Raw genomic sequence first — 25554 nt, forward strand, 5'->3', positions numbered from 1 at the left:
CACAAGGCATAGATCAGTGAGTAACTTTTTGGTTAATACTCTTTGTGGAATTGCAGCTTATATGAGGCAACCTAAAAAACCTCGTATTAGAATGTCTGATAAGGAAAGTTTAGGGCTAGTTACCAGCTAGAAAACCCAAAACTGAGGTTGCTAACGTTTCTAAATGATTGTTCCTGTTTTTCAGGTACAGTTACTATTGATGAAGGCACTCTTATGATGAAAGGAAAGTTAGGAGGAGAATTAGAGGTATCTGTTAATGCAATGCTAGCTGGGACAGGAGTTGTAGATAGTGTAATGAATAATGGTACAGTTAAGCCTGGTAGCTCGATCGGAACTCTAACCGTAAATGGAAATTATACTCAGGGGCCTTTTGGTGTGTTAAACATAGAAATCGATGATCTTAGAGCTAGTAGCTTACTTCAAGTTTCAGGGGCTGCCACATTAAATGGAGTCCTGCAAGTAAGTCCAGATCCTGGGGTGTATTTAGAAGGAACAAGCTATACCTTTCTTAACGCAGGTTCTGTTGCAGGACAATTTAGTAGCACCTTTAGTACTAGAGCTCTTAATTACACTATCAATTATTTTCCTACGCAAGCGCAAATCTTGATTCTTTCTTCTTTTTTTATTTTACCTGCTAGGCCAAATGGCAACGCAGGAGCTGTAGCAGATTATCTATTCTGTTCTTCTTTTGATTTTACTAATACTGATCTTGTTGTAGTTACAGGAGCTTTATTAGATCTTTCAACAAGCCAGTATGTACAGGCTTTAAATAGATTAACCCCCTCTCAATTTGGAGCACTTGCCTTAAATGAATTAGAAAACAACTTTAGTATAGCAAACACATTTTTAGAAACAAATCAGGTAACTTGTTGCTATAATTTCTCAGAAGCTACCAACCTTTGGATCAGCCCACTAGGGCTTGTCTATTCGCAGAAAAATCGTCTGCAGCTAGGTCAAGAAGCCATTGGATTTACCAACCACACCTATGGAGTAGCAGCTGGGATAGATCATCTGTTTAGCAATGATTGGACACTCGGATTTGGCCTGGGTTATTCCTACTCTCACTTACATTGGAAAAACCAAGCTGGAAAAGCTAGAGCAGATTCAGGCTATTTAGGTCCCTACATAAAATATGATTGTGGAAGTTTTTATTTTGACTTTCTTGTTCTAGGAACAGGTAATTTTTATGATGTAGATCGAAAAATTGTATTTCCAGGCATTGAACGCAAGGCACATAGCCATCCCACCACTTGGGATCTTTCTGAGGTTGTATTAGCAGGCTTTAGACTAGAGCCCTTCTATCGCTTCTTTGTACAACCAGAGCTCTTAATTGATCAGTTGAATATTTTTCAAGAAAGCTTTCACGAGAGTGGAGCTGCTTCCATAGACTTAAGCGTAAAAAGAAAATATGTTTCTTTTTTACGCTCCTTAATCAATCTGAAATTTGTTAAAGAGTGGGCTTTTTGTAATATGTGCTTAGCTCCTAGTGTCAATGTAGGTTGGCTGAGAACAACACCTTTAACAGGTAGACATTACACTGCTAGTTTTCGTGAGGAAACTTTTTGCTCTCCTAATTTTTCCGTGACTAGCTTTAACCAAGTAATAGACCAGGCTCTTATAGGCGCACAAATTCTTCTCTCTTCTCAAGCTGGTTTTAGTATGTCTTTAGGTTATGAGGGTAAGTTTGGAAATGGTTCTAAGGTGAATGAAGTAGATGTATCAATGAATTGGAGATTTTAATTTAGGATCAAAACATATCTTATAAGATAAATCCCTAAATTGAACTAGCGTTAATAGATTATTTTTTTTATTTTAAAAAAAGTAATCTATGTTTTGAGGATATATAAAAATGAGAGTAATCAGATTTTTAATTTTTAGTGCTCTAAGCTTGACCCCTTTATGGGGAATCAATGTTGATGTTACGAATAATGCAGATAGTGGAACGGATAGTCTTAGAGCAGCAATTAATGAGATTAATGCTGCATTAGACCCGACAAATACAATTACTTTTTTTGCAGGGCTTGGCACCATTACCCTTCTTAGTGACTTACCTTTAATTGGAGAGAATGCCACATTTATTACATCAGTAACAGATTCTCTAGTAATTGATGGAACTGCTGGGCCCTATCGCATATTCGGAGCGCAAGACTTCAATGTTTCTATTCAAGCTTCTTCTTCTTCTACTTTAACTCTATCAGGAGTGCTAGATGGAAATGGAGCGCTTCAAAATTCAAGCAATGGGACATTAATCTTAAATGGAATAAATACCTATACTGGAGGGACTATAGCTAGCGGAGGGGTAACAATAAATCTTTCTGGAACAGGTAGTTTACCTAATCAAGCACTTATAATTAATACTGGATCAATACTTAATATCAGCGCTATTACACCTGCTTCTCAGACGATTAGCTCTTTAAGTGGATCAGGTAATGGACAAATCATTTTAGGGGCAAAAGAGCTGATTGTAAATACCACAATCTCTACAACCTATCCAGGATTTATTAGTGGATCAGGGTCTTTCACAAAGCAGGGGTCAGGAACGCTAACTTTAACAGGACCTAATACGTATCTAGGAGGAACAACGGTTGGCGGAGGTGTATTACAAGGAAATACCACGAGTTTACAAGGAAATATCCTAAATAATGCCTCTGTAGTATTCGACCAAGCAACTACAGGAGCCTATGCTGGAAATATTTCAGGATCAGGAAGTATTACTAAACAAAATAGCGGAACACTAATTGTAACAGGCACTAATACGTATACTGGAGGCACTACTGTTAGTGGGGGAGTTCTGCAAGGGGATACTACCAGTTTACAAGGAAATATTCTAAATAATGCCTCTGTAGTATTCGATCAAGCAACTACAGGAACATATGCTGGAGTTATGTCAGGAACAGGGAGCCTAACCAAGCAAAATAATAATGGATCGCTTATTCTAACAGGAGCTAATACCTATTCTGGGGGAACAACCGTTAGTGGAGGTGTATTACAAGGAAATACGACGAGTTTACAAGGAAACATCCTAAATAATGCTATAGTCATATTTGATCAGGCAACAACAGGAACTTATTCTGGAGTTGTGTCAGGAAATGGAGGTCTCATTAAAAACAATAGCGGAACACTTATTTTAACAGGAGCTAATACCTATTCTGGAATATTAGGAACTGTGGTTAGCGGAGGGACTTTACAAGGAAATACCACGAGTTTACAAGGAAACATCTCAAATAATGCCTCTGTAGTATTCGACCAAGCAACCACAGGAACATACGCTGGAGTTATTTCAGGATCCGGGGGTTTGACTAAGCAAGGAACTGGGACAGTGATTTTTACCAATGATTCTTCAGGCTTTTCTGCAGGCACTGTTAATATCCTTGAAGGAGCTGTTATAGTTAATGGTATACTAGGAGGTACAGTTACTTTAGTTGGCAATAGCATACTTGGTGGTACGGGCACTATAGTTGGCGATGTGTTCAATGATGTTGGTAGTGTGCGACCTGGTAACTCCATTGGCACGTTAACCATAAATGGAAATTATACCGGGTTTGTTGGAGGAGAGCTTTTAATAGAAATCAATGAAGCAGGAGCAAGCGATCTGCTTGATGTTACAGGAACAGCCTCATTAAATGGCGCTTTACATGTTAGCCCTGGGCCTGGTGTCTATCTAGAAGGAACAACCTATACCTTTCTTAATGCAGGATCTGTTACAGGACAGTTTCTCAGCACTTTTAGCGATCAACCACTAAATTACACCATCAACTATTTTCCTACGCAAGCGCAAATCTTTATTCTTGCTTCTTCTTTGATTTTACCCGCTAGACCAAATGGTAATGCAGGATCTATAGTGGATTACCTATTCTGTTCTTCTTTTGACTTTGCTAACCTTGATCTTGATGCAGTTGCAGAAGCCCTACTTATTCTTCCTGCAGATCAGTATGCACAAGCTTTAAATAGATTAACCCCCTCTCAATTTGGAGCGCTTGCCTTAAACGAATTGGAAAACAACTTTAGTGTGGCAAACACCTTTTTAGAAACAAATCAGGCAACTTGTTGCTATAATTTCTGCGAATCCACCAACCTTTGGATCAACCCACTAGGGCTTGTCTATTCGCAGAAAAATCGTCTGCAGCTAGGTCAAGAAGCCATTGGATTTACCAACCACACCTATGGAGTAGCAGCTGGAATAGATCATCTGTTTAGCAATGATTGGACACTCGGATTTGGCCTGGGTTATTCCTACTCTCATTTACATTGGAAAAACCAAGCGGGAAAAGCTAAAGCCAATTCAGGCTATTTAGGTCCCTACATAAAATATAATTGTGGAAGTTTTTATTTTGACTTCCTTGTTCTAGGAACAGGTAATTTTTATGATGTAGATCGAAGAGTCGTATTTCCAGGTATTGATCGCAAGGCACATAGCCATCCCAGCACTTGGGACCTTTCTGAAGTTATATTAGCAGGCTTTAAGTTAGAGCCCTTCTATAACTTCTTTGTACAACCAGAGTTCTTAATTGATCAGTTGAATATCTTTCAAGAAAGCTTTCACGAGAGTGGAGCTGGTTCGATAGACTTAAGCGTAAAAAGAAAATATGCTTCTTTTTTACGCTCGTTAATTAATCTGAAATTCGTTAAAGAATGGGCTTTCTGTAATATGTGCTTAGCTCCTAGTGTCAACGTAGGTTGGCTGAGAACAACCCCTTTAACAGGCAGACATTACACCGCTAGTTTTCGAAAAGACACGTTTTGTGAGCCAAATTTTTCAGTGACCAGTTTTAGTGAAGTAGTAGATCAGGTTCTTGTCAGTGGACAACTTCTTTTTTCTTCTCAAGGTGGTTTTAGTATGTCTTTAGGCTATGAGGGTAGATTTGGGAATGGCTCAAAAGTGAATGAAGTAGATGTAGCGCTAGATTGGAGATTTTAAGATCATTAAATATGATTTAATCCTCTAGCTGATCTAATTTTTCTATAGTTTCTTCAAGTTTTTTTTCTGCTTGGAAAAGGTTGTCTTTTAATGTACTTACAAGAGAAGAGGGTGCCTTTTCTAGAAAATGTGTATTAGCAAGTTGAGTGCGAAGTTTATTTTGTTGTTGGATGAGCTTTTCCTTTTCTTTAACTAAACGGATTTTCTCTCGAATTTTCAATTCTTGTGGTAAGGGGATCTGCAGCTTTAGGGAGCCAACAAGCGTTTGGGCGCTAAAGGGGAGGATTTGAACATCTTCTGTAAAGGTAATCGATTGGATGCGGGTAAGTGCTTTTAAGAAATCACAGTTTTTTTCTAGAGCCATTCTTTGTTCATCATGAGACGGCGCTTGAATAAATAGATCAATAGCCATATTTGGAGGCATTTGCATTTCTGCTCGAATGGTGCGGATAGCATGCGTTACTTGATCTAAGAAGGTAAATGTTTCTTCCACGTCAAATCGGATATCTTCTAGAACAGCTTGTGGGTAATTTGATACGATACAAGCAGGTCTCTTAAGCGATATTAGCGCCTCTTGAGTATAAGGATCTGTTTTATTTTCTATTTGAGAATCCAATTTTTGCTTGATTTTATCAAAGAGCTCTTCTGTTACAAAAGGGGCTATAGGGTGCAGTAGACGAATCGAGCTAAATAAAACCAAAGAGAGAATTTTTTGTTTATTTTCCCTACTGGGGCTTGCAGGGTTTGCTAGGGTAGGTTTAGCTAATTCTACATAATAAGCACAGAATTGGTTCCAGAAAAAATCATAAGCTGTAGAAAGCGCTTTATCAAAAGCATATTCTTTTAAATAGCCATTTACACTTTGAATTGTGCGGTTTAGCAAAGAAAAAATCCAATGATCTTCTAGAGCAAGGATAGACAGATCAAGTCCTGTAGCAAAATGATCTGCGCTTAAATCCTCGATATTCATAAAAACAAAACGAGCGCCGTTCCAAATTTTATTCACAAAGTTTTTAAATTCTTCAAATCTACGGCGATCTAAATCAATTTGACGCGCTTGTGTAGCGCTTGCACAAAGACTCATACGCATGGCATCTGTTCCGTAGAAATCGATAACTTCTAAAGGATCGATGATGTTTCCTTTGGATTTAGACATCTTTTCCCATTTGGAATGAATCTCTGAAGGAGGTGTTTGTCCTAGTTCATAGGGGAGTCTTTCTGCATGCGTTAAATAAGCAATAGAGCTGTTTTCTTGATGGCGCCAATAAGATTTCCCATAGATAAGACCATGCAAAAAAACCTCAGGAAAAGGAGGCTGATTTAAAACGTATTCTCCCATTAGGATCATTCGTGCTACCCAGAAAAATAAAATATCATGGCCTGTAATGAGAGTGGAGTTAGGATAGAACTTCTTTAATTCTTGTGTCTGATGAGGCCAACCAAGCGTGCTAAAGGGCCAAATTGCTGAAGAAAACCAGGTGTCGAGTACATCTTCATCTTGATACCACTGATCAGGATCTTTTTGCACTTCGAGTGGTAGGTTAAACCCATCGAACACAAGAATCTGATCAGGATTGTTTTTATTGTACCAAATGGGGATCTGATGACCCCACCAGAGTTGACGAGAGATACACCAATCTCTTAAATGATCAATCCAATGAAAATAAGTATTTTCCCAATGAGGTGGAATCAAGTGTACTTTTTTATCTTCTACTACTTGGCGCAAGCGATCTTTAAACTGGCTAACGCGGACAAACCACTGTTTGGAAAGATAGGGCTCAATAATGGCCTTTGAGCGATAAGAAATTCCTATGCGGTGATTATGAGGTTCAATCCTACTGATAAGATTTCTTTTTTGTAGGGCATCTACAATAGCTACACGCGCCTCTTGCATGGTTAAGCCTGAGAATTCTTTACCCTGTTCGTTAATCCGACCATCAGGGGTCATAATATTGATACTATCAAGCTCATGTGTTTGTCCCATCTGATAATCATTCAAATCGTGTGCAGGAGTTACTTTAACAACACCTGTTCCAAAAGAGGGATCGACAAGATGATCTGCTATAATGGGAATGCTTCTTTTTACAAAAGGAACAATAACTCTTTTACCAATTAGGTGTTTATAACGCTCATCGCGAATCGATACTGCAAGAGCTGTATCGCCAAGCATTGTTTCAGGACGGGTTGTTGCAACTGTTATAAATTGTTCAGGGGCCTCTTCAAAGCAGTAGTTAATATACCAGAGAAAAGAGCTTTTTTCTTCATATTCTACTTCATCATCAGCTAAAGCTGTTTGTGAAATAGGATCCCAATTAACCAGATAATCTCCACGGTAAATCAAACCATCATCAAACATTTTTTTAAACAAGGTGCAAACAGCTAAATTACGCTCTTTATCCATAGTAAAACAAAGGCGAGACCAATCACAGGAGCAACCTAGCTTCTTTAATTGATTTAAAATTTGACTTTCACTTTTTTCTTTCCATTTCCAGATCTCTTGAAAAAATTCTTCTCTTGTAAAATCTTTACGCCTCTTCCCTTCTGTTGCTAGTAGATGACGCTCTACGACGGTTTGCGTGGCAATTCCTGCATGATCGGTTCCTGGAACCCATAATGTTTCATAACCCGACATTCTCTTCCAGCGAATCAAAACATCCTGTAGAGTGTTCACAAGAGCATGGCCCATATGCAGCACACCGGTTACATTAGGTGGGGGCATACAAATACAAAAAGCGGGTTTTAAAGAGGTTGGATCTGCTTTAAAAAATTGTTTTTCTTCCCAAAAGAGATACCACTTCTTTTCGATCTCTTGAGGTTCGTAACTTTTAGATAATGTCATAGATATAGAGGTTTTACATAAACAAACCAGATTAGCATGCAAGGAGAGAAAATTTCAATGCATTCCCTATTAAGACAAATGGTTTTTTAAGCTACAAATAATTTCTTGTCTTTCAAGCTCTCTATTTGTTCTTTAGATAAACCAGTAGATCGAGCAATCACATCCATTCCAACTCCATTCTGTAATAACTGCTTTGCTACTTCAATTTTACCTTTTTCAATGCCTATAGCTTCGCCTTCAATCTTACCTTCAGCTTTACCCTCAGCTTTAGCATTTTTAACATTGACTTCAGCTTCATAAATTTCCTGTGCCCTAGCAGCCTTATTATCCATGTAAATACGCTTTAACTCTTCATAAGTAGCAAGCTCATTCTCTGTCCAATAATGCTGGTCGAGCGCGGTATAAGCTTTTTGGATAATGGCATCGTTGCCTATAATCTCCTGTAATTCTTCTTCAGTGGTTTCGTGAGCGTGTTTGAAAAAGTAACACCACTTTTCTTCTATGGAGGATAGTTCCTCTTTGCTTTTGGTAAATTTAGGCAGTTCGATAAAGGTAAAGTAGAAGTCTTTTAAATCATGCTCATGTGTTGCTTTATCGAGTATGACATGATCTGATTTATAATGAGCTTTGTTAGGAAAAATAATGCAATCAGCAATAGCTATGAAGATGATTTCCTTAAGCTCATGATACTTATCTCCAATATTCACTTGATTGCCATACACTTGAGATGCGTAATATTGAGCGCGCTTTTCAAAGCCTCTGGTTTTTGTTACTTGCATTTCAATGATGTATTTTACTCCCAGCTTGTCTTTGCATAAAACATCAACAATGCTCTGTTTTTTGACAGCAATTTTAGGAGCGAGAATGGGAGATAAGAACTCGATATCTACAATGCTTTGATCTCCAGAAAATCCAAGGATATCATTTAAGAAATGAAGCAGAATGTCTTTGTTTTTTTCTGTACCGAATATTTTCTTAAAGGCTATATCGTTTTTTGGATCTAAATATTTGAAAATTACCATACTTTATCCTCAATCTATTTCTTGATTTAAAACCTGATTAGAAATTGACTACTGAGGGCTCTTCTAAGGTATGTTTTTGCAAACCTTCTATTTGCTCTTTAGATAAACCAGTAGATCGAGCAATCACATCAATTCCAACTCCATTCTGTAATAACTGCTTTGCTACTTCAATTTTACCTTTTTCAATGCCTATAGCTTCGCCTTCAATCTTACCTTCAGCTTTAGCATTTTTAACATTGACTTCAGCTTCATAAATTTCCTGTGCCCTAGCAGCCTTATTATCCATATGAATACGCTTTAACTCTTCATAAGTAGCAAGCTCATTCTCTGTCCAATAATGCTGGTCGAGCGCGGTATAGGCTTTTTGGATAATGGCATCGTTGCCAATCATTTCCTGTAATTCTTCTTCAGTGGTTTCGTGAGCGTGTTTGAAAAAGTAACACCACTTTTCTTCTATGGAGGATAGTTCTTCTTTGCTTTTGGTAAATTTAGGCAGTTCGATAAAGGTAAAGTAGAAGTCTTTTAAATCATGCTCATGTGTTGCTTTATCGAGTATGACGTGGTCTGATTTATAATGAGCTTTGTTAGGAAAAATAATGCAATCAGCAATAGCTATGAAGATGATTTCCTTAAGCTCATGATACTTATCTCCAATATTCACTTGATTGCCGTACACTTGAGATGCGTAATATTGAGCGCGCTTTTCAAAGCCTCTGGTTTTTGTCACTTGCATTTCAATGATGTATTTTACTCCCAGCTTGTCTTTGCATAAAACATCAACAATGCTCTGTTTTTTGACAGCAATTTTAGGAGCGAGAATGGGAGATAAGAACTCGATATCTACAATGCTTTGATCTCCAGAAAAGCCGAGGATATCATTTAAGAAATGAAGCAGAATGTCTTTGTTTTTTTCTGTACCGAATATTTTCTTAAAGGCTATATCGTTTTTTGGATCTAAATATTTGAAAATTACCATTTTGATCTTCTTTTAAGACTATTTCTATTTATTATATGATTAGAGGGCTTTTTTTGTAACTAATCCGCTCCATAAACTATAAAAGCTGCCATAAAAATAACGCGGTGCATAAGATGCCATCTACCGGGGTTTTATTTTGAATTTCTTGGTATAGCTCTTGTTTTGTTTTTAATAGAGTTTTAATGAGCTCCGATTCCTCTGCTTTAGCAACAGATAAAGGGGTTACATCTTGGGCTAAAAAATAAAATATCTGCTGATCTGTTATAGCTGGAAGGGGATAAATAGAAGGAAGTGATTGCCAAGTTCCTCCTCCATAACCTGTTTCTTCGAGCAGCTCTCTTTTAGCAGCTTCTAATGGGGTTTCATTTTGGTCGATTCTTCCTCCTGGACAACTAAGCAACCATTTCCCAGTGGGGTGTCTATATTCTAAATTGATGATCAAGCGTCCGTCTGCGGTCTGAGCCAAAACAACTGCTGCAGATGAGCAAAGGTCAAGGCGTGTATAAGTATTTTGAAAACCTGTTGGCCATCTTAAGTAGTCAACATGTACATCAAAAAAGCCATGATAAGCAAACTGACTTTTTTCTACTCTAGGGATAGTGGTATTTGACATGAATAGAGCGTATTTCTTTATGAATGCGGTTAGAATAGAGTTTGGCTTTTTTCTGATTTCCAGCACAATGAAAAAATAAACGCAATTGACGGAATAAAGAAATTTTTTCCCAAGTTAAAGCCAATTGATTCCAAGCTTTATGAGTTATTTTTCCCTGTAGAAAATAACTAAGTAATAATTGACTAGTTGGAATCGGAGCATCTATTGCTCTTTTAAGATAAGAAGTGGCTTTAGCTTCTGATTGTTTATAGCATAACCAACAACCTATCAGTGGGTAAAAAATAGAAGAATCATCTTGTAAATCTTCTAAATCATAGTAAGCAATGAGTTTTTCCGCTGCGTTCCATTGATTTTGGAGCAATAGCAGTTCTAATCCAAGAGGAGCTACTTGTTGGTTCTGCAAAAATAACTCAAAGAGCTCTTCTGAGTGCAGAGGATCTATTTTATTTTTTAATATCGTTTGATCAAGTAAGTAGTAAAGTGCTCTTGAGGTATTTTTAGCTCGAGGGAATTGAGTGAGATAGGTTTGAATAGCTAAGGGAAATCCTTTTTTGTGTCCTAAACAAGCAATTTGGATTTTCTCTGCTTCTACCGGATCAGAGCAGAGATGTAAATTTTCTCCTACCCACTGATCAAACCCCATTGCTAACAAGCCAAAGAACGCATTAGTTGTAACAAGTAGAGGCGGTGTATTTTCTAAAATTTCAATTAGAGTAATCGGCTTTGCTAACCAAAATGCTAACTGACAGCTAAGATCTAAATATCTTGTCATTTCATCTTGATTGTCTAAATGAATAAAAAAGGGAATAGGTTCAAGATACTGATTAAGTAAGGTAATCAAGCGCTTATTTTCTGGGATGATAAATAATTCAGGAAGATGGCGCAGCGCTAAAAGAGCAAAATGGTAAGCAGATATACGCTTACAGGAAGAGGTTTGATGTAGGCGCATCATGATTTGTTCAACAATCATTTTAAATAAAGGATGCTTTGAGTATTTACGGATGCAAATTTCTAAACATTTAATTTCTTCCTCAATCTCTTGGGTTTCCTCATAAACAAGTGATTTGCCTAAGTATTCTAAAGGAGCTCCTGGGGTGTGGCGTAATTTACTAAACTCATCTAAAGCAAATAAATACAATCTCTCTCTTTCGCTGGATTTTTTTTGTACAGCAGCGTATTTGATTAGAGTAATTCCTGCGCGAAATAAAGCCTCTCTTCCTTCCATACGCCCAGAAAAAGAATTGCCTATTCTTCGATACTCCAACAGTGCTTTGCTGTAATTTTTATTAGCTAAAAAAGCATCGGGAATTGCAAGGCAATTAATCATGGCATTTTGACTTCCTAAGCTGACCCGAATGTTAGAAATGGTAAAACAATCATCGCACGATACTAAAGCAAGCTGCGCTGCAGGCAAAGGAATCAAGCTTATATAATGGCAGATCAGCATGTGGTTTAAGTAGACATATAAATGATTATCCATTTTATCGATCTGTATGCTCAATGCGGTATTTTCTGGAATATCTAAATCATTTACAGTCATAACTTCAGCGCTACCATAGAAGAGCCTACAGCTCATAGGATATTTACTAAGCCATATACAATACCCTTCTCGAAAAGTTCCTTGTTTATTTATCTCAGAAGAAACAAATAATAACCCCATTCCTTCTGAGTGAGATTGGATATAAACCTCTGTTTCAATCCGAATGTTTCCTGTAAAAGAATCATTCGAAATCATTACTTGGAGCCATTCCATAATCTCTGGTGATCTTGTAATAGCTAGATGTTTAGTGAGTAAAATATTTTCTTGAAATACCCAATCTTGCTTACGATTAATATCTAGCTCAGTTGTTAAAATCCATTCAGGTTTACCTTCTATAAATTTTTTAAGCTCAATAATCATATCATCAACGCTTTCAAACCGATCAGATGCAGTTGGTTGTAGACAGCGTTTTGCAATATCAACTAGATGCACAGAAATATCTCTATAGGGAGCGATCTCTGTGGGGTTAATCCATTTTTCTAAATGCATGGTTTTACGAAAACTACGTAAAGAAGTTCGATAAAAGGGCAAGCGAAGGGTGAGTATTTGATATAAAATTACGCCTAGAGAATAAATATCGCTTAAAGGAGTGGACTGTTCTCCTTTTGCACGCTCTGGTGCAAGGTAGTTAAGTGTCCCGGGTACTTTTCCTGGCCTTGTAAGGTTCTGATAATTTCCCATCAGCTCAGAAAAGGAGGCTTCTTCTTGGCCTATGAAATCAGCTAGACCCCAATCTAAAATGAGCACTTCTCCATATTTTCCAATGATAATATTATCGGGTTTTAGATCTCTATGTAGAATTCCTTTAGAATGCGTATAAGCAATGGCTTCACATACAGAAAGAAAAATACGAGTAAGGGCCATAATTGAGCTTCCAATAGGGTGTTTGGGCTCAGATATTTTCTCCTCTTCAAAAGCAGTTTTTAAGATTTTTTTAAGTGTTTCTCCTTCCACGTAAGGCATCGTAAAATAAGGGATTGCCTGATCAGCATAGATATTAAATACGGGAATAATTGAAGGGTGGGTCAAGGTAGCTGTTATCCGAGCTTCTCTTAAAAAACGCTCTCTTAAAACTGCGCTGTCTTTTAACTCTGCTCGCATTCTCTTCAGAGCAACCAGCCGACCAGACACCCCTTCTTGAGCTAAAAAAACCTCTCCCATACCTCCTTTACCCAAACTTCGTAGGATCTGGTAGGAACTAGAATGATCAAATCTTAAGTTCATGAGTTCAACTTAAATCCGCTAAATGCTAACATGATTTTTCAATATTTTTATCTTTATCATCTTCAAGTGTTGTCTTTGGTAGAGTTTTAGGTAGATTTTTGCAAGAAAAAAATGACAGGAGTTAAGCTTTTGAGTAAACAAATTGTACTAACAGGGGATCGACCAACAGGACCTTTGCACATCGGTCATTATGTAGGGTCTCTAAAAAGCCGACTAGATCTGCAAGAAACTTGTAAGCAGTTTGTGATGATTGCAGATGCACAAGCATTAACCGATCATGCAAAAGATCCTAAAAAAGTACGAGAAAATATTTTACAAGTGGCTCTAGATTATCTTGCTATAGGCATAGATCCTGAGAAAACCACTATCTTTATTCAGTCATTAATACCTTCTTTATTTGAGCTTACCTCTTATTTTTTAAATCTTGTTACTTGGAATCGTCTGAAACACAACCCCACCGTCAAAAGAGAAATTTTACAAAAAGGCTATGAAAAAAGTATCCCTGCTGGATTTATGGTATATCCGGTTAGCCAAGCAGCGGATATCACAGCTTTTAAAGCAAATCTAGTCCCGGTTGGAGAAGATCAGCTTCCGATGATTGAGCAAACCAATGAGATTGTACGCCATTTTAACCACGCCTACAATACAAATGTACTCATTAGCTGCAAAGCGCTTACTACGAAAATATCTCGCCTACCGGGCCTTGATGGTAAAGAAAAAATGAGTAAATCGCTGAACAACGCCATCTTCTTATCCGATGCTCCCGAGCTCATTGCAAAAAAAGTAAAGGGCATGTATAGCGATCCCAACCATCTCCGAGTAGAGGATCCAGGCAATGTAGAAGCAAGTCCTGTTTTTACCTACCTTGATTGCTTTGATGTAGATCTCCCTTTTTTAGAAGATCTTAAACAAAAATATCGTAAAGGAGGTTTAGGGGATGCAGTGGTTAAAAAACGCTTAAACGAAGTCCTACAAGCTTTTCTAGAACCCATCCGCAAAAGACGAGAGCATTACGCACAAGATCCTCATGAAGTGATGAATATGCTCAAAAGAGGTACAGATAGGGCTAATCAAGTTGCGCATCAAACCCTTATAGAAGCGCGTCAAGCAATGGGGTTAGATTACTTTTCCTCATCATCTTCTTCCAGCTCATGATTGAGGTCTTCTTCCTCTTCAGCAAGGGTTTCTTCTTTGCCTTCCATGAACTCGCGAAACAACAAGTAGATCCCACCTGTAGCAAATAAGACAGGTAGTAAAACTTCCCATATATCAAATTGTACGGTGATAAAGACTCCCACAAAAACAAAGAGGGTAATCACCATGTCATAGAAGCGTCCCAGTAAATATTGTCTAAAAGCCAAGGGTAGTCCAATCACTAACATAATAGCAGGCCACCAAGTATGTAAGTAACTGATGATAGCCAGCCCAATCAAAAATAAAGCTACAGAGAATACCTTAGCGCGTCTTCTAGAAACAAGAGCATGATGCATGATTTTTTCCTTTTTCTTCACTCTAAAAAGAAAGTCGTTTTTATTTCAAACTTTAATTAATTCTAAACAAGTAGCGATAAATTATAATCACTACTTGTATTAATCATTTTAAATAACAATTTAGATCATTATTAGATAGAGCTTCTCGTAATTTTTTTTATAAGAAGAGATTTTGATGTCTCTGATCTATGTATTTCTGGAAGATTTCTATATTTCTACTAACTATTCCTTCATAGTAAGTAATTTTAGCATGACGTGGTTTAGGAGGGGAGTTGTCCTCTAGTTGTTGAATTGCTTCGCTTTTGGAAAGATAAGAGGTATTAGCATAATGTAGTTTAAGCTGTGGTTCTTGATGTAGATTACACTGCTGTAAATCTTCAGTTATTTTATGTAAGTTATCTAGGAGGTTAGGCATATTATTTGATGTAACAGGTATAGACATATAATGATTTTCCTATTTGTTTATGCATTTTTATTATTATAGGATTTTTTAGTTTCTAAAAATATTTTTTATTTAAAAATTAATTAATGTTTAAATTAAACAACTCATTAAAATGAGTACTAATTTAATTTGCCTGATAGATCTTTAAATTTTTTCCTTATTGCAGCAACTGACATGGCTTCTTCTGTTTCAGGTTTTTCATTTTCATCTTGTTTCTTTTCTACACACTTGAGTTGAGATTGGGAAAAGTTTTCAGTTAATGGGATTGGTTTTATGTCTAATAAAGGGGTTGTATTAGTTTCATTACCATTCTTAGAGCTACGTAAATTCTTTAAACCTTCCGCTATTTGCCGTTCTGTTGCAATTGGTTCTTTACTGGTTTTTATGCGCAGGGATTGGCTTCGGCGAAGATTTCCCATGGGCTTAGCTAATTGCATTTCTGATGTAAGAGTTGTTGTGGTTTGAGCAGAAAGGTTAATTATAGAGAAAGAAGGGGGCGGCGGTGGTGGTGGTGGACAAAGAGAAACGATGGGCTGTTTATTTCTATCGAGCTTTTGTAAAATAAGACTTAATTTCAGGGAAAGTTGCTTTAATTCAGTAGAAAATTGATCTTGCTTTTGTAAAACAAGGCTTAAGTCTGGGAGAGATTGTTGCAGAGTACTAAGAGCAACATCTGAAGTCTTCTCAGCTGTAGCCTCTTCTAAGATAGGAGAAATTTTCTGATCACCTAATCGATTACTAGTAGTAGGCGCGCTTGCTGAGTTGCTTGTATTAACTGTCATGATATCACTCCAATTTTATAATAATGAATTAATATTAATTTAATTGTTTATACAAATTTATATTTTTAATTTTGTTATTAAAGTAAATTGATTTTGTTCACTTATGAACTAGTGGGATATAAAAATCCAGGTGCAATTGAAAAAGAAATTAGAGGTTTACTTTTTAAGAAAGGCTAAATGCTCTTTCAAATACGGCGCGGTTCTTGATTTAGGACTTTTTGCTACTTCTTCGGGAGTGCCCTTTGCCATAATCTCTCCTCCATTTAAACCACTACCCGGACCTAGATCAATTAAGTAATCTGCAGAAGAGAGTAAATCGAGATTGTGCTCGATCATAATTACCGTGTGGCCTTTATCGACTAGTTTTTGGAAGATGGGAACAAGTTTAGCGATGTCATCTGCGTGTAGACCAACGGAGGGTTCATCTAATAAATAGAGAGTATGAGCTCGTGTGGATTTGGACAGCTCTCTGCTAAGACGCAAGCGTTGAGCCTCTCCACCAGAGAGGGTGGCTATTTCTTGACCAAGAGCTAGGTAACCAAGACCTACTGTTTGTAGGGTTTGTAAAATGCGTATAACTTTAGGGATGGGGGGAAGGAAAGAGAGAGCTTGTTCTACTGTCATGTGTAGAATATGTCCTAAGTGTTGGCCTTTATAGGTTACAGTAAGGCTAAGGGCATTTAGGCGGAAACCTTTACATGATTCACAAACGATGGATACATCGGGTAAAAATTGTAGGGAAATACGTCTGGTTCCGTGCCCTTGGCAGGTTGTACACATTCCTTTGGGATGATTAAAGCTAAAATTTTTAGGAACAAGACCTCGTCTTTTAGCTTCTGGAAGTGCAGAGAAAAACAAGCGAAGAGAGGTGAGTAAATCCACATAGGTAGTAATATCAGAGCGATTAGTTTGGCCAATGGGATTCTGATCGAGCATAAGGACCTTATCGACAGCTAGATTGCTAAAGTGTGTGTTTGAGTAAGTAAACTCCGATTTTTTTGTACGGATAGCTTCTAAAGCAGCAGGATAGATCAACTCTGTTAATAGAGTGGATTTACCAGATCCCGATACTCCTGAAAGACAGGTCCAAACGTGTAGAGGAATTTGTGTGGTGATCTTTTTTAGATTGTGTAGGTGCGCATTTTTTATCTTGATAAAGCAAGAAGGTTTTCGACGAGAGGGAAGAGGGATTTTCTTTTTTCCTGTTAAATAAGCCCCGGTTAGAGAATGGGGGTTATCTTTAATTTCTTGCAGAGTGCCTTGTGCGATAATTTTACCGCCTTCTTTTCCTGCTTTTGGCCCAAAATCCAATACGTAATCAGCAAGTTGAATCGTAAGCGGATCATGCTCTACTAAAACAAGGGTATTGCCTAGCTCACAAAGATGCAGAAGAGCTCGGTTGAGTTTTTCATTGTCGTAGGGGTGTAGCCCAATAGTTGGTTCATCTAATACATAAAGACAGCCTGTTAAACCGCTGCCAATTTGTCTAGCTAATCGAATGCGTTGGGTTTCTCCGCCAGAGAGAGTAGGGGCGCTGCGTTCCAAAGAGAGATATCCAAGGCCGATCATTTGTAAAAGTTTCAAACGCTGGGTAATTTGATCTAGAACATCCTGCATGAATTCAACATCAGCTGTTAGAGTACTTACAAACTGTATGGCTTGATCGATAGGAAAACGACACAGCTCTGCAATCGATATCTGCTTAATGGTCACATGACGAGCAAGAGGGTTTAATCTTGTGCCTTGGCAAGCAAAGCAGGTGCTTTGATTGAGTAGGGCAGAGAGGATTTGTTTAGTATGAGGATCTCCTAATTTTGCTAAGTTGGCAAGTATAGGATTAAATCCTAGCCACTGTAATTCTAAATGATCTAAAGAAATAGTTTCTTTAGCTCCGTTAAAAAGAAAATGAATCTGCTCTGGCAGAAGAGATTGAATGGGTTGATCAGGATCGATTCTCTGTTTTTTTATTAATTTATAAAAAACTTTAAGGCAGTATTTAGAGGCTTCTTCTTTCCAAAAAATGCAGATGAGTTCATAGGAAGAGAGTTTCATTACTTCTGGAAATCTACAAAGATCAGCTCCATACTGAAATCCTAAGCCATGGCATTCTAAACACATTCCTTGTTCTGTATTGAAGGAAAAGGTGTGTGGGGTAATAGGAGGATAGGACTTGCCGGTACTTGGGACTGCAAAAGAGAGATTGAAAAACAAATCCCGATCTTCCAAAGCTATGACAAGAGATCCTTTAGAAAGATCAGAAGCTTTTTCAATCGCATCAAGTAAGCGCTGTTCTATTTGAGACTCTATCTGCAGACGATCAATGACCAGGAATAATTGATGTCTGTGATTAGGATCAAAAGGAATAGGATCATCTAAGGTAAAATAGGTGCTATCTAAACGAATACGCAAGTAGCCTAATTTCTGCAGACGTTTAGTAAGATCGGTAAAGCTCTCAGAGCGCTTTAGCTCTATGGGAGAGAGAACCTGTATTTTAGTATGTAGAGGTAATTGAGTGAGATTTTTTAACACATATTGTTTGCTAATGGTGCGGATTTGTTCTTTTGTCTCAGGACAGTGAGGAATACCTAAGTGAGCATAGAGAATGCGTAAAAAATCATAGATTTCCGTCATGGTACCGATAGTAGATCTAGGGTTACCTGCATGATTTTTTTGTTCAATTGCAATGGCAGCGGAGAGGTTTTCAATAGACTCTACTTTAGGCTTGGGCATTTGTTTGACAAACTGCCGAGCATAAGGAGAGAGAGATTCAATATAGCGCCTTTGTCCTTCTGCGTAGAGCGTTTCAAAAGCTAAGGAAGATTTCCCTGAACCAGAAGGACCTGTGCAGAGAGTAATTTTATTTCTAGGAATAGAAACATCTATTTCTTTCAAGTTGTTCTGAGAAGCTTTTATAACGGTAATTAACTGGTTTTGTTGATCTGGTTCTATGATAGAAGCAGGTGGTAGCAAAGGTAGAGACTTTAATGCTTGTTTGATAAAAAAAGCAGTAGGAGTATGCATCTTAGCCATCTTTTCAGGGGTTGTAGAAGCAATGACTTTACCTCCTTTTTCTCCTCCTTCTGGTCCTAATTCGATAACCCAGTCTGCTGTTTTAATTAGGTCGATGTTATGCTCGATTACTAAAACACTATGACCTTTGTTAACGAGTTTTTGTAATACTTGAAGTAGCTTATCAATGTCATAAAAATGTAGCCCCGTTGTGGGCTCATCTAAAATGTACATAGTGTGTCCTCTACTGGAACGAGAAAGCTCTTTAGCCAACTTAATCCGCTGTGCTTCACCACCTGATAGAGTAGGCGAAGCTTGGCCTAATTTTAGATATTCAAGCCCTACTTGATGCAACATGTCTAATTTTTGATGGATATGAGGAATAGAGGAAAAGAATACAGACGCTTCTGCAATAGTCATTTCTAAAACATCGTAGATCGTTTTTCCTTTGTAAGTGATTGATAGAGTGTTTTCATCAAATCTTTTCCCCTCGCAAACCGTACACTCTACCCATTCATCTTCCATAAAATCCATATCGACTTTAATCATCCCCATGCCATGGCAATGCATACAAGAGCCTTCTTTGACATTGAAACTAAAGCGACCTGCTGTATAACCTTGCGCAATACTTTGAGGAAGCTGACTGTATAGATCGCGAATATAGTCAAAGAGTTTAATAAAAGTAGCGGGGTTTGATCTGGGGGTTCTCCCAATAGGAGTTTGGTCAATCGCGATCACTTTATCAATTTTTTCTATGCCCTCTATGTTTTTATAAGCTCCAATAGGTAGTTTTGCATGATGAAGAGCATTAGCGAGTATGGGATAAAGGGTGTCTGTAATTAAAGAGGACTTACCCGATCCCGATACCCCTGTAATAGCGACGAGCAAATGCAAAGGAATTTTAACGGTAACTTGTTGTAGATTGTGATGAGAAGCTTCTTCTATAGTTAAAAAAGAAGTACTTGTGCGTCGTTTAGGAATAGGAATTTTTAATTTACCAGAGAGATAAGCCCCAGTAATAGAGGAAGGGTTATTCAGTAAATCTTCAAGAGAGCCACAAGAGATAATCTCACCTCCTTCTTTTCCTGCCCTTGGGCCTACGTCGACAATAGTATCCGCTGCACGAATGGTCTCTTCATCGTGCTCTACAACAATCACAGTATTGCCTAGCTCTTGGAGTTTTCTTAAAGTATGTAGTAGCCGGATGTTGTCTTGTGGATGCAAGCCCACCGAAGGCTCATCGAGTACATAAGTGGCGCCTACAAGTCCTGATCCAATTTGTGTAGCCAAACGCACACGTTGTGTCTCTCCTCCAGATAAAGTAGGAGCGCTGCGCTCAAGGCTAAGATAATGCAAACCTACTCCTTTTAAAAAGGCAAGACGTTGCTTGATTTCTTTTAAAAGTTCTTCTGCAATGATTTGTTCTTCATCAGTAAGAATAAGATTCTCAAAAAAAGTATAAGCATCATGAATGGATAAATGGGTAATTTCCGCGATTCTTTTACTCCCAATAGTAGCTGCTGCTGGATAAGGCTTAATGCGATCGCCTAAGCAACTAGGACAAAGAGAATTAACAAGCAACTCTTGTATTTTTAAGAGATAGATATCATTTTGAGCTTTTGTATAACGCTCTTTTGCATCAGCTAACACGCCTTTAAAATGCACATATTCCGTCCAGCGCGTTTTCTTTATCGGATGGACAAATTTCATTCGTGTCCATTTTTGCTCTATTCCATACAGAAATACTTGTTTGGCTTTATCAGAAAGATCTTTCCAAGGGGTACTTACATTAAAGCCATAAATACGAGCTAAATTATCGTAAATATTGCCCCAGCGTACCGTATTATAGGAGCCTGCAACTGTGCAGCAATCCTCTTTAATAGATAGGTTGGGATTAATAATTTTCTCCAAATCAAAATCCTCTATTCTTCCTAATCCTAGACATCTTGGACACATCCCTTTAGGATGATTAAAAGAAAAATCAGAGGGTTCTAAAGGAGCATAAGATAAACCAGATTCTGAAGAAAAAGCATGTTCTGAAAAAAGCAGCTCTTCTTGTGTGTCGACAAGAATGATACGCATGACGCCAAGGCCTGCTTCTAGCGCTTGAGAAATGGATTCAAGAAGTCTTTTTTCTTCATCTGGATCAAGAGCCAGCCGATCAATGATGAGATCTACGTTGTGTGCTACTTTTCCATCAATAGCAATCTCTTCTGTTAGGTTAACCACTTTTCCATCTAGAAGTACTTTGGTAAATCCTTTACGTAAAAGCTCTTTAAAATCTTCTTTGAATTCTGCTTTTTTATTGGAAGCATAGGGAGCTAAAATCAGAATTTTAGTACCCGCTTTAAGTTTTTGGATACGACGTGTAATTTGACTCATGCTTTGAGGTGTTACTACCTGCTTGCTAATAGGGCAATGAGCAATGCCAACCCGTGCAAAGAGAACACGCAGATAGTCATAGATTTGCGTGATTGTTCCTACTGTGGATCTCGGATTGCGACCAGCTGTTTTTTGTTCAATAGCCACAGTAGGGGATATTCCCTCTATACTTTCTGCCTTTGGTTTTGGCAAATCTCCTAAGTGGCGTCTAGCATAAGTAGAAAGAGATTGTAGATAACGCCTTTGTCCTTCTACATAAATTGCAGAAAAGGCTAGCGAGGATTTGCCTGACCCTGATACACCTGTAAATGCAATCAGCTGGTTATGATTTAAAGTAAGATTTACTTCTTTTAAGTTGTGAACGGCTACTTTTTTTAAAATAATCTGGCGCATAGAAAACAAATAATACATTATTTCCCTTTTTTCGAAATACTTGCATTAAGTATCATAATCCCTTTAGACACCATTAAACAATAATCTATAGCACATGTTAAGAAAGACAAAAATTATTTGCACGATTGGCCCCTCTGTTAGAAGCTATGAAAAAATTTTACAGCTTATCGATGCAGGGATGAACGTAGCTCGCTTAAATTTTAGCCATGGAACCTCTAAAGAGCATCAAGAAACCATTGAAATGCTAAAAAAGGCTCGTAAGGAGAAAGCAGTTCCTCTTGCCATTATGCTGGATACTAAAGGGCCTGAAATCCGTTTAGGGGTAATTAAAAATCATTGTTTAGAAGTCTTTTCTAAACAAAAAATTTTAATTACCAAAGAAGAAGTACTAGGAGATGCTAATGGCATATCTATCCAGCCTTCTTTTGTGCTCGATTCTCTTCAAATAGGGGCTCAAGTTTTATTTGATGATGGCTATATACTAACCAAAGTTATAGAAATCTCCAAGAAAGGGGTTTTAGTTGAAATAGAGAATAATGGGATCATTCGCTCTTATAAGGGTGTAAATGTCCCGGGAATTCATATCGATCTGCCTTCTATGACAAAGCAAGATGTCAAAGATATTCTATTTGGCTGCAAATTAGATATTGATCTGATTGCGGCTTCTTTTATTCGTTCTGCTGAACATGTTTTAGAAATCAAGCGTTTATTAATGAGTCAGAAAAAACCTGAGATTCTTGTCATTGCTAAAATAGAAAATAGTTTAGGTATACAAAATTTTGATGCCATTTTAGAAGTAGCAGATGGGATCATGGTGGCAAGAGGAGATTTAGGAGTAGAGCTGCCTTTAAATCAAGTACCTCGATTACAGAAAATGATGATTCGCAAGTGTCGCCAAGCAGGGAAGCCCGTTATTACTGCAACTCAAATGTTAGAATCAATGATTGCAAGCCCACTGCCAACACGTGCTGAAGTATCAGATGTAGCTAATGCAATCTATGATAGTACATCTGCTGTGATGTTATCGGGTGAGACCGCTGCTGGAAAATATCCTATTCAAGTAGTACAGATGATGAAAGAGATCGCAGAAGAGACTGAAAAAGATTTTAATTATCGGCAATTATTTGCTAATGATTCAGCAATGGGTTTTAAGGATATAGCCATAACAAACTCTGTTGCTCTAGCCTCAGTTAAGACAGCTTATAGTTCTCATGCAAAGGGGATTTTTGTTTTTACCAACAGTGGATTTTCTGCACGCGCCTTGTCTCGCCTTCGCCCAGAAATTCCCATTATTGCTTTGACCCCCCATAGTAAAGTATATCATCAATTAGCTCTTGAATGGGGCGTTACCCCTGCTCTATCTTCTGAACAAAAAAATATCCAAGAGGCTTTTATCCAAATAAGCAACTTTGCTTTGAGCCAAGGAATTGTACAGTTAGGAGATTTGGTGGTAGTAGTAGCAGGAGATCCTTTTGGGATTAGTAGAACGACTAATACCATGATTGTAGAGACTATCGGTGGCTCATCATAGCTCTGGTTAGTAACACTTAAGAAATAGCTGCAATTCTTTAGAAGCTTCTTTTAAAGAGGTTAAAAAAGAAAGCTTTTGCATTTGGGGTGCCATTTCTGGAATGGCAGTTAGGTCGATTAAGGCTGCTTTGAGAAAATTTTCATGATTGTGGATTTGATCATGATATTGGTTCATTAAATCAATCAAGGTTTTTGCGTGCTTTCCTATTTCTTCGCGGCTGGGGCTAAAGTGTTCATCTTGTTGAATCTTAGAAATTAAAGAATCGACTTTTGCCTTTAATTTTTCAGCCTCTTTGATAAAAAGAGGATGAGCTCCTGAGGAAGGTTGAAAAGCGCTCATACGCATACTCCTTAGTTTATAATTTCATCCTACATTTACTATATAAATAATTCAATGGTTTACTGTTAATTATATTTCTATTTTAGATTGTATTAAACTAAGTGCTACTAAGCTAGCTGTTTCTGTTCTTAGAATATTTGGATGAAGACGTACGGGTTTAGCGTATAAATGTGAGATTAAATAAGATTTTTCCCGATCAGATAACCCTTTTTCTGGCCCAATACAGAAAATAATAGGAGAGAGGAACTTATTTTTAGGAATTTCCCACAGATAAGGATTTTGCATAGAAGGGTCACCAAATAACATAAGGGCTTTTGTCTGCTGCCACTGGTTAAGGGGAGGTTTTATTTCTATACTAGGAAGATCGAGTCTACCACATTGTTTAAGAGCTGCAATAGAAAGAGCTTGTAAACGATGTAATTGTTGGTCAGAAATCCCTTTTTTCTCACTAAGCACCGCAGGAAAAAGCCAAAATTCTGTTGCATTCAGCTCTGTTGCTTTTTCAATGATCCATTCTAGATGGTTCATCTTAGCAATTCCTTGGGCTATAATAATGCTTGGCTTAATGTCTTCTATTATTACTGATAATATCTCTATTTGCACGCGCGTTTTTTCTATTTGTACAACACATCCAGTAGCCAGTTGTCTTTTTCCGTTTACCAGTTTAATTTCCTCTTTTAAGCGAATACGACCCACATTAAGATGATGTAATTCTTTGCCAGTAACAGATAAGATGTCTGCTTTTTGAAAAGAAGATTCCAAAAAGAATCGGTTATGGGGCACGCAAAACCGCCCTTTTTAAAACCTGAGAAAAAGGCTCATCATCCTGCGTGTTTCCTAAGCGATACAATTGCTCTAAAGAGATAATCTGAAAAGTAGCTAGCTTTAAAAAGTAACGATATAGCTTATGGCAAGAAGAAAAGTTATAGATCAATTTGTAGCAGAAGTTGCTCTGCAAGAGATCCTCTTCTTTTTCATAATACTCTATTTGCATATCTTTGATTTGTACAGAGTAGTTTTTAGGAACTTTAAGCGTAATGGTTTCATGCGGATACACTTCGCGAAAAGCTATCAAATCAGAGGCTATTTTTTCAAATAAAGATCTTTCTTGAGGCAAAATTATACAAATAGAGTCAAAACGAAACTTTCCCTTTATTCTTTTTAAGGTTTGTTGTTTCCAGCGATTATGTAACCAAAGCCATTGGTCTGGTTTTTCCATAATGCTGGTCTCTAGTATAGATAAAGCTTGCAGCATCATTCTCTCTATTTCTTGATGAGCAGGAGCTTCTCGATTAGGCCAAATAGGTTCGGAATACCGAATGCGATAACCTGTTTTTTGACGTTTCATAGTTGCTACAACAAGAGGTGATCCTGTTCGATAAGATAGCAATGCAGGTATAGGAGATGTCCAGGCTTTTCTGCCCAAAAAAGAAGAACACAAACCACTCTCTGGCATGCCTTGATCACCAACAATTCCCAGAAAAGACCCTGTTCTTAAAGCTTTTAATCCTTCTCTTACCGCTTCTCTTGGATGGATAATCTTGCCACCGTATTTTTGCCTGATTTTAAGTGCCCAGTTATAAAGAAACTGATTTTTTATCGGTCTTCCTATAGCAACACCCCGCATACGTTTTGTTCCTTCTAGAAAAAAAAGTTCCCAGTTTGCTTGATGTCCACAAAAAAAGATCGGAGAGATTCCAGTTTTGTACAGATCTTCTACCTGCTGTGGATTTTCGCACTGCACAAGATGATGGATGTTTTTTTCTATAGAGAGCTTAGGGTATTCTAAACAGGTGATCATCACATTTTGTATAGAGCGCTTAGCTACAGAAATCACTTCCTTCTTAGAAAGATGCAAACTACTAGCTAGGCTCAAATTACTCAATGCACGCTTGCGGAACTTAGAAGACCCATAGAAAAGACAGGCTCCTAGAAAAGAACCTATCTTATGAATACTTCGATATGACAACCAGCGCAAAGGCCAAGTGAATACTAAAATACTAAAATATACCAAACGATCAGAGAACATACTTTATGTATAACAGATTAAGGCT

The 25554-nt window shown here is 37.7% G+C and carries 16 protein-coding genes; 4 read left to right on the forward strand and 12 right to left on the reverse strand.

The genetic code is table 11. The annotated features are described in order from the left end of the window. Positions 1-213: 213 nt before the first annotated feature. Both RHTP_RS01440 and RHTP_RS01445 read left to right on the forward strand, forming a co-directional pair. Complete coding sequence (locus tag RHTP_RS01440; protein ID WP_138106313.1) at positions 214-1740, forward strand: autotransporter outer membrane beta-barrel domain-containing protein; 1527 nt, start codon at positions 214-216, stop codon at positions 1738-1740. Between the two features lie 109 nt (positions 1741-1849). After that, the gene (locus tag RHTP_RS01445) at positions 1850-4918 is read left to right on the forward strand and encodes an autotransporter outer membrane beta-barrel domain-containing protein (protein ID WP_138106315.1); all 3069 of its coding nucleotides are present in this window, start codon (positions 1850-1852) and stop codon (positions 4916-4918) included. A gap of 16 nt (positions 4919-4934) precedes the next feature. On the opposite strand, the gene RHTP_RS01450 is transcribed toward RHTP_RS01445, so the two are convergent. The 5 genes from RHTP_RS01450 to RHTP_RS01470 all read right to left on the reverse strand — a co-directional run bounded on the left by RHTP_RS01450 (position 4935) and on the right by RHTP_RS01470 (position 13132). Next, positions 4935-7757, reverse strand: a complete 2823-nt coding sequence (locus RHTP_RS01450; RefSeq protein ID WP_138106317.1) for a valine--tRNA ligase — start codon at positions 7755-7757, stop codon at positions 4935-4937. A gap of 86 nt (positions 7758-7843) precedes the next feature. Further along, positions 7844-8779, reverse strand: coding sequence for an Rpn family recombination-promoting nuclease/putative transposase (locus RHTP_RS01455; RefSeq protein ID WP_138106319.1), 936 nt, complete (start codon positions 8777-8779; stop codon positions 7844-7846). Positions 8780-8816: 37 nt separating this feature from the next. After that, complete coding sequence (locus RHTP_RS01460) at positions 8817-9755, reverse strand: Rpn family recombination-promoting nuclease/putative transposase (RefSeq protein WP_138106321.1); 939 nt, start codon at positions 9753-9755, stop codon at positions 8817-8819. A 76-nt stretch (positions 9756-9831) separates the two neighbouring features. After that, a complete protein-coding gene (locus tag RHTP_RS01465) occupies positions 9832-10368 on the reverse strand; it encodes an NUDIX hydrolase (RefSeq protein WP_138106323.1) in 537 nt (178 codons plus the stop codon). Then, the gene (locus tag RHTP_RS01470; RefSeq protein ID WP_138106324.1) at positions 10346-13132 is read right to left on the reverse strand and encodes a protein kinase domain-containing protein; all 2787 of its coding nucleotides are present in this window, start codon (positions 13130-13132) and stop codon (positions 10346-10348) included. Before RHTP_RS01470 ends, RHTP_RS01465 begins: the two co-directional genes overlap by 23 nt. A gap of 129 nt (positions 13133-13261) precedes the next feature. Here RHTP_RS01470 and trpS point away from each other — a divergent pair, with 129 nt between their 5' ends. Beyond that, the gene (trpS, locus tag RHTP_RS01475; protein WP_138106326.1) at positions 13262-14287 is read left to right on the forward strand and encodes a tryptophan--tRNA ligase; all 1026 of its coding nucleotides are present in this window, start codon (positions 13262-13264) and stop codon (positions 14285-14287) included. On the opposite strand, the gene RHTP_RS01480 is transcribed toward trpS, so the two are convergent. The 4 genes from RHTP_RS01480 to uvrA form a co-directional block, all read right to left on the reverse strand. After that, positions 14254-14622: a UbiA prenyltransferase family protein gene (locus tag RHTP_RS01480; RefSeq protein ID WP_138106329.1), complete on the reverse strand. Its 369-nt coding sequence runs from the start codon at positions 14620-14622 to the stop codon at positions 14254-14256. The genes trpS and RHTP_RS01480 overlap by 34 nt on opposite strands. Positions 14623-14779: 157 nt before the next feature. Beyond that, positions 14780-15064: a hypothetical protein gene (locus RHTP_RS01485; protein WP_138106331.1), complete on the reverse strand. Its 285-nt coding sequence runs from the start codon at positions 15062-15064 to the stop codon at positions 14780-14782. A gap of 119 nt (positions 15065-15183) precedes the next feature. Continuing rightward, the gene (locus RHTP_RS01490; protein ID WP_138106333.1) at positions 15184-15846 is read right to left on the reverse strand and encodes a hypothetical protein; all 663 of its coding nucleotides are present in this window, start codon (positions 15844-15846) and stop codon (positions 15184-15186) included. A gap of 156 nt (positions 15847-16002) precedes the next feature. Continuing rightward, the gene (gene uvrA / locus RHTP_RS01495) at positions 16003-21648 is read right to left on the reverse strand and encodes an excinuclease ABC subunit UvrA (RefSeq protein WP_138106335.1); all 5646 of its coding nucleotides are present in this window, start codon (positions 21646-21648) and stop codon (positions 16003-16005) included. 76 nt (positions 21649-21724) lie between these two features. Here uvrA and pyk point away from each other — a divergent pair, with 76 nt between their 5' ends. Next, the gene (gene pyk / locus RHTP_RS01500; protein WP_138106337.1) at positions 21725-23161 is read left to right on the forward strand and encodes a pyruvate kinase; all 1437 of its coding nucleotides are present in this window, start codon (positions 21725-21727) and stop codon (positions 23159-23161) included. A gap of 6 nt (positions 23162-23167) precedes the next feature. On the opposite strand, the gene RHTP_RS01505 is transcribed toward pyk, so the two are convergent. The 3 genes from RHTP_RS01505 to RHTP_RS01515 all read right to left on the reverse strand — a co-directional run bounded on the left by RHTP_RS01505 (position 23168) and on the right by RHTP_RS01515 (position 25529). Further along, positions 23168-23500, reverse strand: coding sequence for a hypothetical protein (locus tag RHTP_RS01505; protein ID WP_138106339.1), 333 nt, complete (start codon positions 23498-23500; stop codon positions 23168-23170). A 69-nt stretch (positions 23501-23569) separates the two neighbouring features. Further along, positions 23570-24283 carry an RsmE family RNA methyltransferase gene (locus tag RHTP_RS01510; RefSeq protein WP_138106341.1) on the reverse strand — a complete coding sequence of 238 codons (714 nt, stop codon included), beginning with the start codon at positions 24281-24283 and terminating at the stop codon, positions 23570-23572. Continuing rightward, positions 24273-25529 carry an LpxL/LpxP family acyltransferase gene (locus RHTP_RS01515; RefSeq protein ID WP_138106343.1) on the reverse strand — a complete coding sequence of 419 codons (1257 nt, stop codon included), beginning with the start codon at positions 25527-25529 and terminating at the stop codon, positions 24273-24275. Before RHTP_RS01515 ends, RHTP_RS01510 begins: the two co-directional genes overlap by 11 nt. Positions 25530-25554: the final 25 nt, after the last annotated feature.

Source organism: Candidatus Rhabdochlamydia sp. T3358 (assembly GCF_901000775.1).
In the GTDB taxonomy this organism is placed as follows: Bacteria; Chlamydiota; Chlamydiia; order Chlamydiales; family Rhabdochlamydiaceae; genus Rhabdochlamydia.

Bases quoted from the DNA above. Each gene is read 5' to 3' on its own strand.
- RHTP_RS01440 (WP_138106313.1), top strand. From the start codon at position 214: ATGATGAAAGGAAAGTTAGGAGGAGAATTAGAGGTATCTGTTAATGCA.
- RHTP_RS01445 (WP_138106315.1), top strand. From the start codon at position 1,850: ATGAGAGTAATCAGATTTTTAATTTTTAGTGCTCTAAGCTTGACCCCT.
- RHTP_RS01450 (WP_138106317.1), bottom strand. From the start codon at position 7,757: ATGACATTATCTAAAAGTTACGAACCTCAAGAGATCGAAAAGAAGTGG.
- RHTP_RS01455 (WP_138106319.1), bottom strand. From the start codon at position 8,779: ATGGTAATTTTCAAATATTTAGATCCAAAAAACGATATAGCCTTTAAG.
- RHTP_RS01460 (WP_138106321.1), bottom strand. From the start codon at position 9,755: ATGGTAATTTTCAAATATTTAGATCCAAAAAACGATATAGCCTTTAAG.
- RHTP_RS01465 (WP_138106323.1), bottom strand. From the start codon at position 10,368: ATGTCAAATACCACTATCCCTAGAGTAGAAAAAAGTCAGTTTGCTTAT.
- RHTP_RS01470 (WP_138106324.1), bottom strand. From the start codon at position 13,132: ATGAACTTAAGATTTGATCATTCTAGTTCCTACCAGATCCTACGAAGT.
- RHTP_RS01480 (WP_138106329.1), bottom strand. From the start codon at position 14,622: ATGCATCATGCTCTTGTTTCTAGAAGACGCGCTAAGGTATTCTCTGTA.
- RHTP_RS01485 (WP_138106331.1), bottom strand. From the start codon at position 15,064: ATGTCTATACCTGTTACATCAAATAATATGCCTAACCTCCTAGATAAC.
- RHTP_RS01490 (WP_138106333.1), bottom strand. From the start codon at position 15,846: ATGACAGTTAATACAAGCAACTCAGCAAGCGCGCCTACTACTAGTAAT.
- uvrA (WP_138106335.1), bottom strand. From the start codon at position 21,648: ATGTATTATTTGTTTTCTATGCGCCAGATTATTTTAAAAAAAGTAGCC.
- pyk (WP_138106337.1), top strand. From the start codon at position 21,725: ATGTTAAGAAAGACAAAAATTATTTGCACGATTGGCCCCTCTGTTAGA.
- RHTP_RS01505 (WP_138106339.1), bottom strand. From the start codon at position 23,500: ATGAGCGCTTTTCAACCTTCCTCAGGAGCTCATCCTCTTTTTATCAAA.
- RHTP_RS01515 (WP_138106343.1), bottom strand. From the start codon at position 25,529: ATGTTCTCTGATCGTTTGGTATATTTTAGTATTTTAGTATTCACTTGG.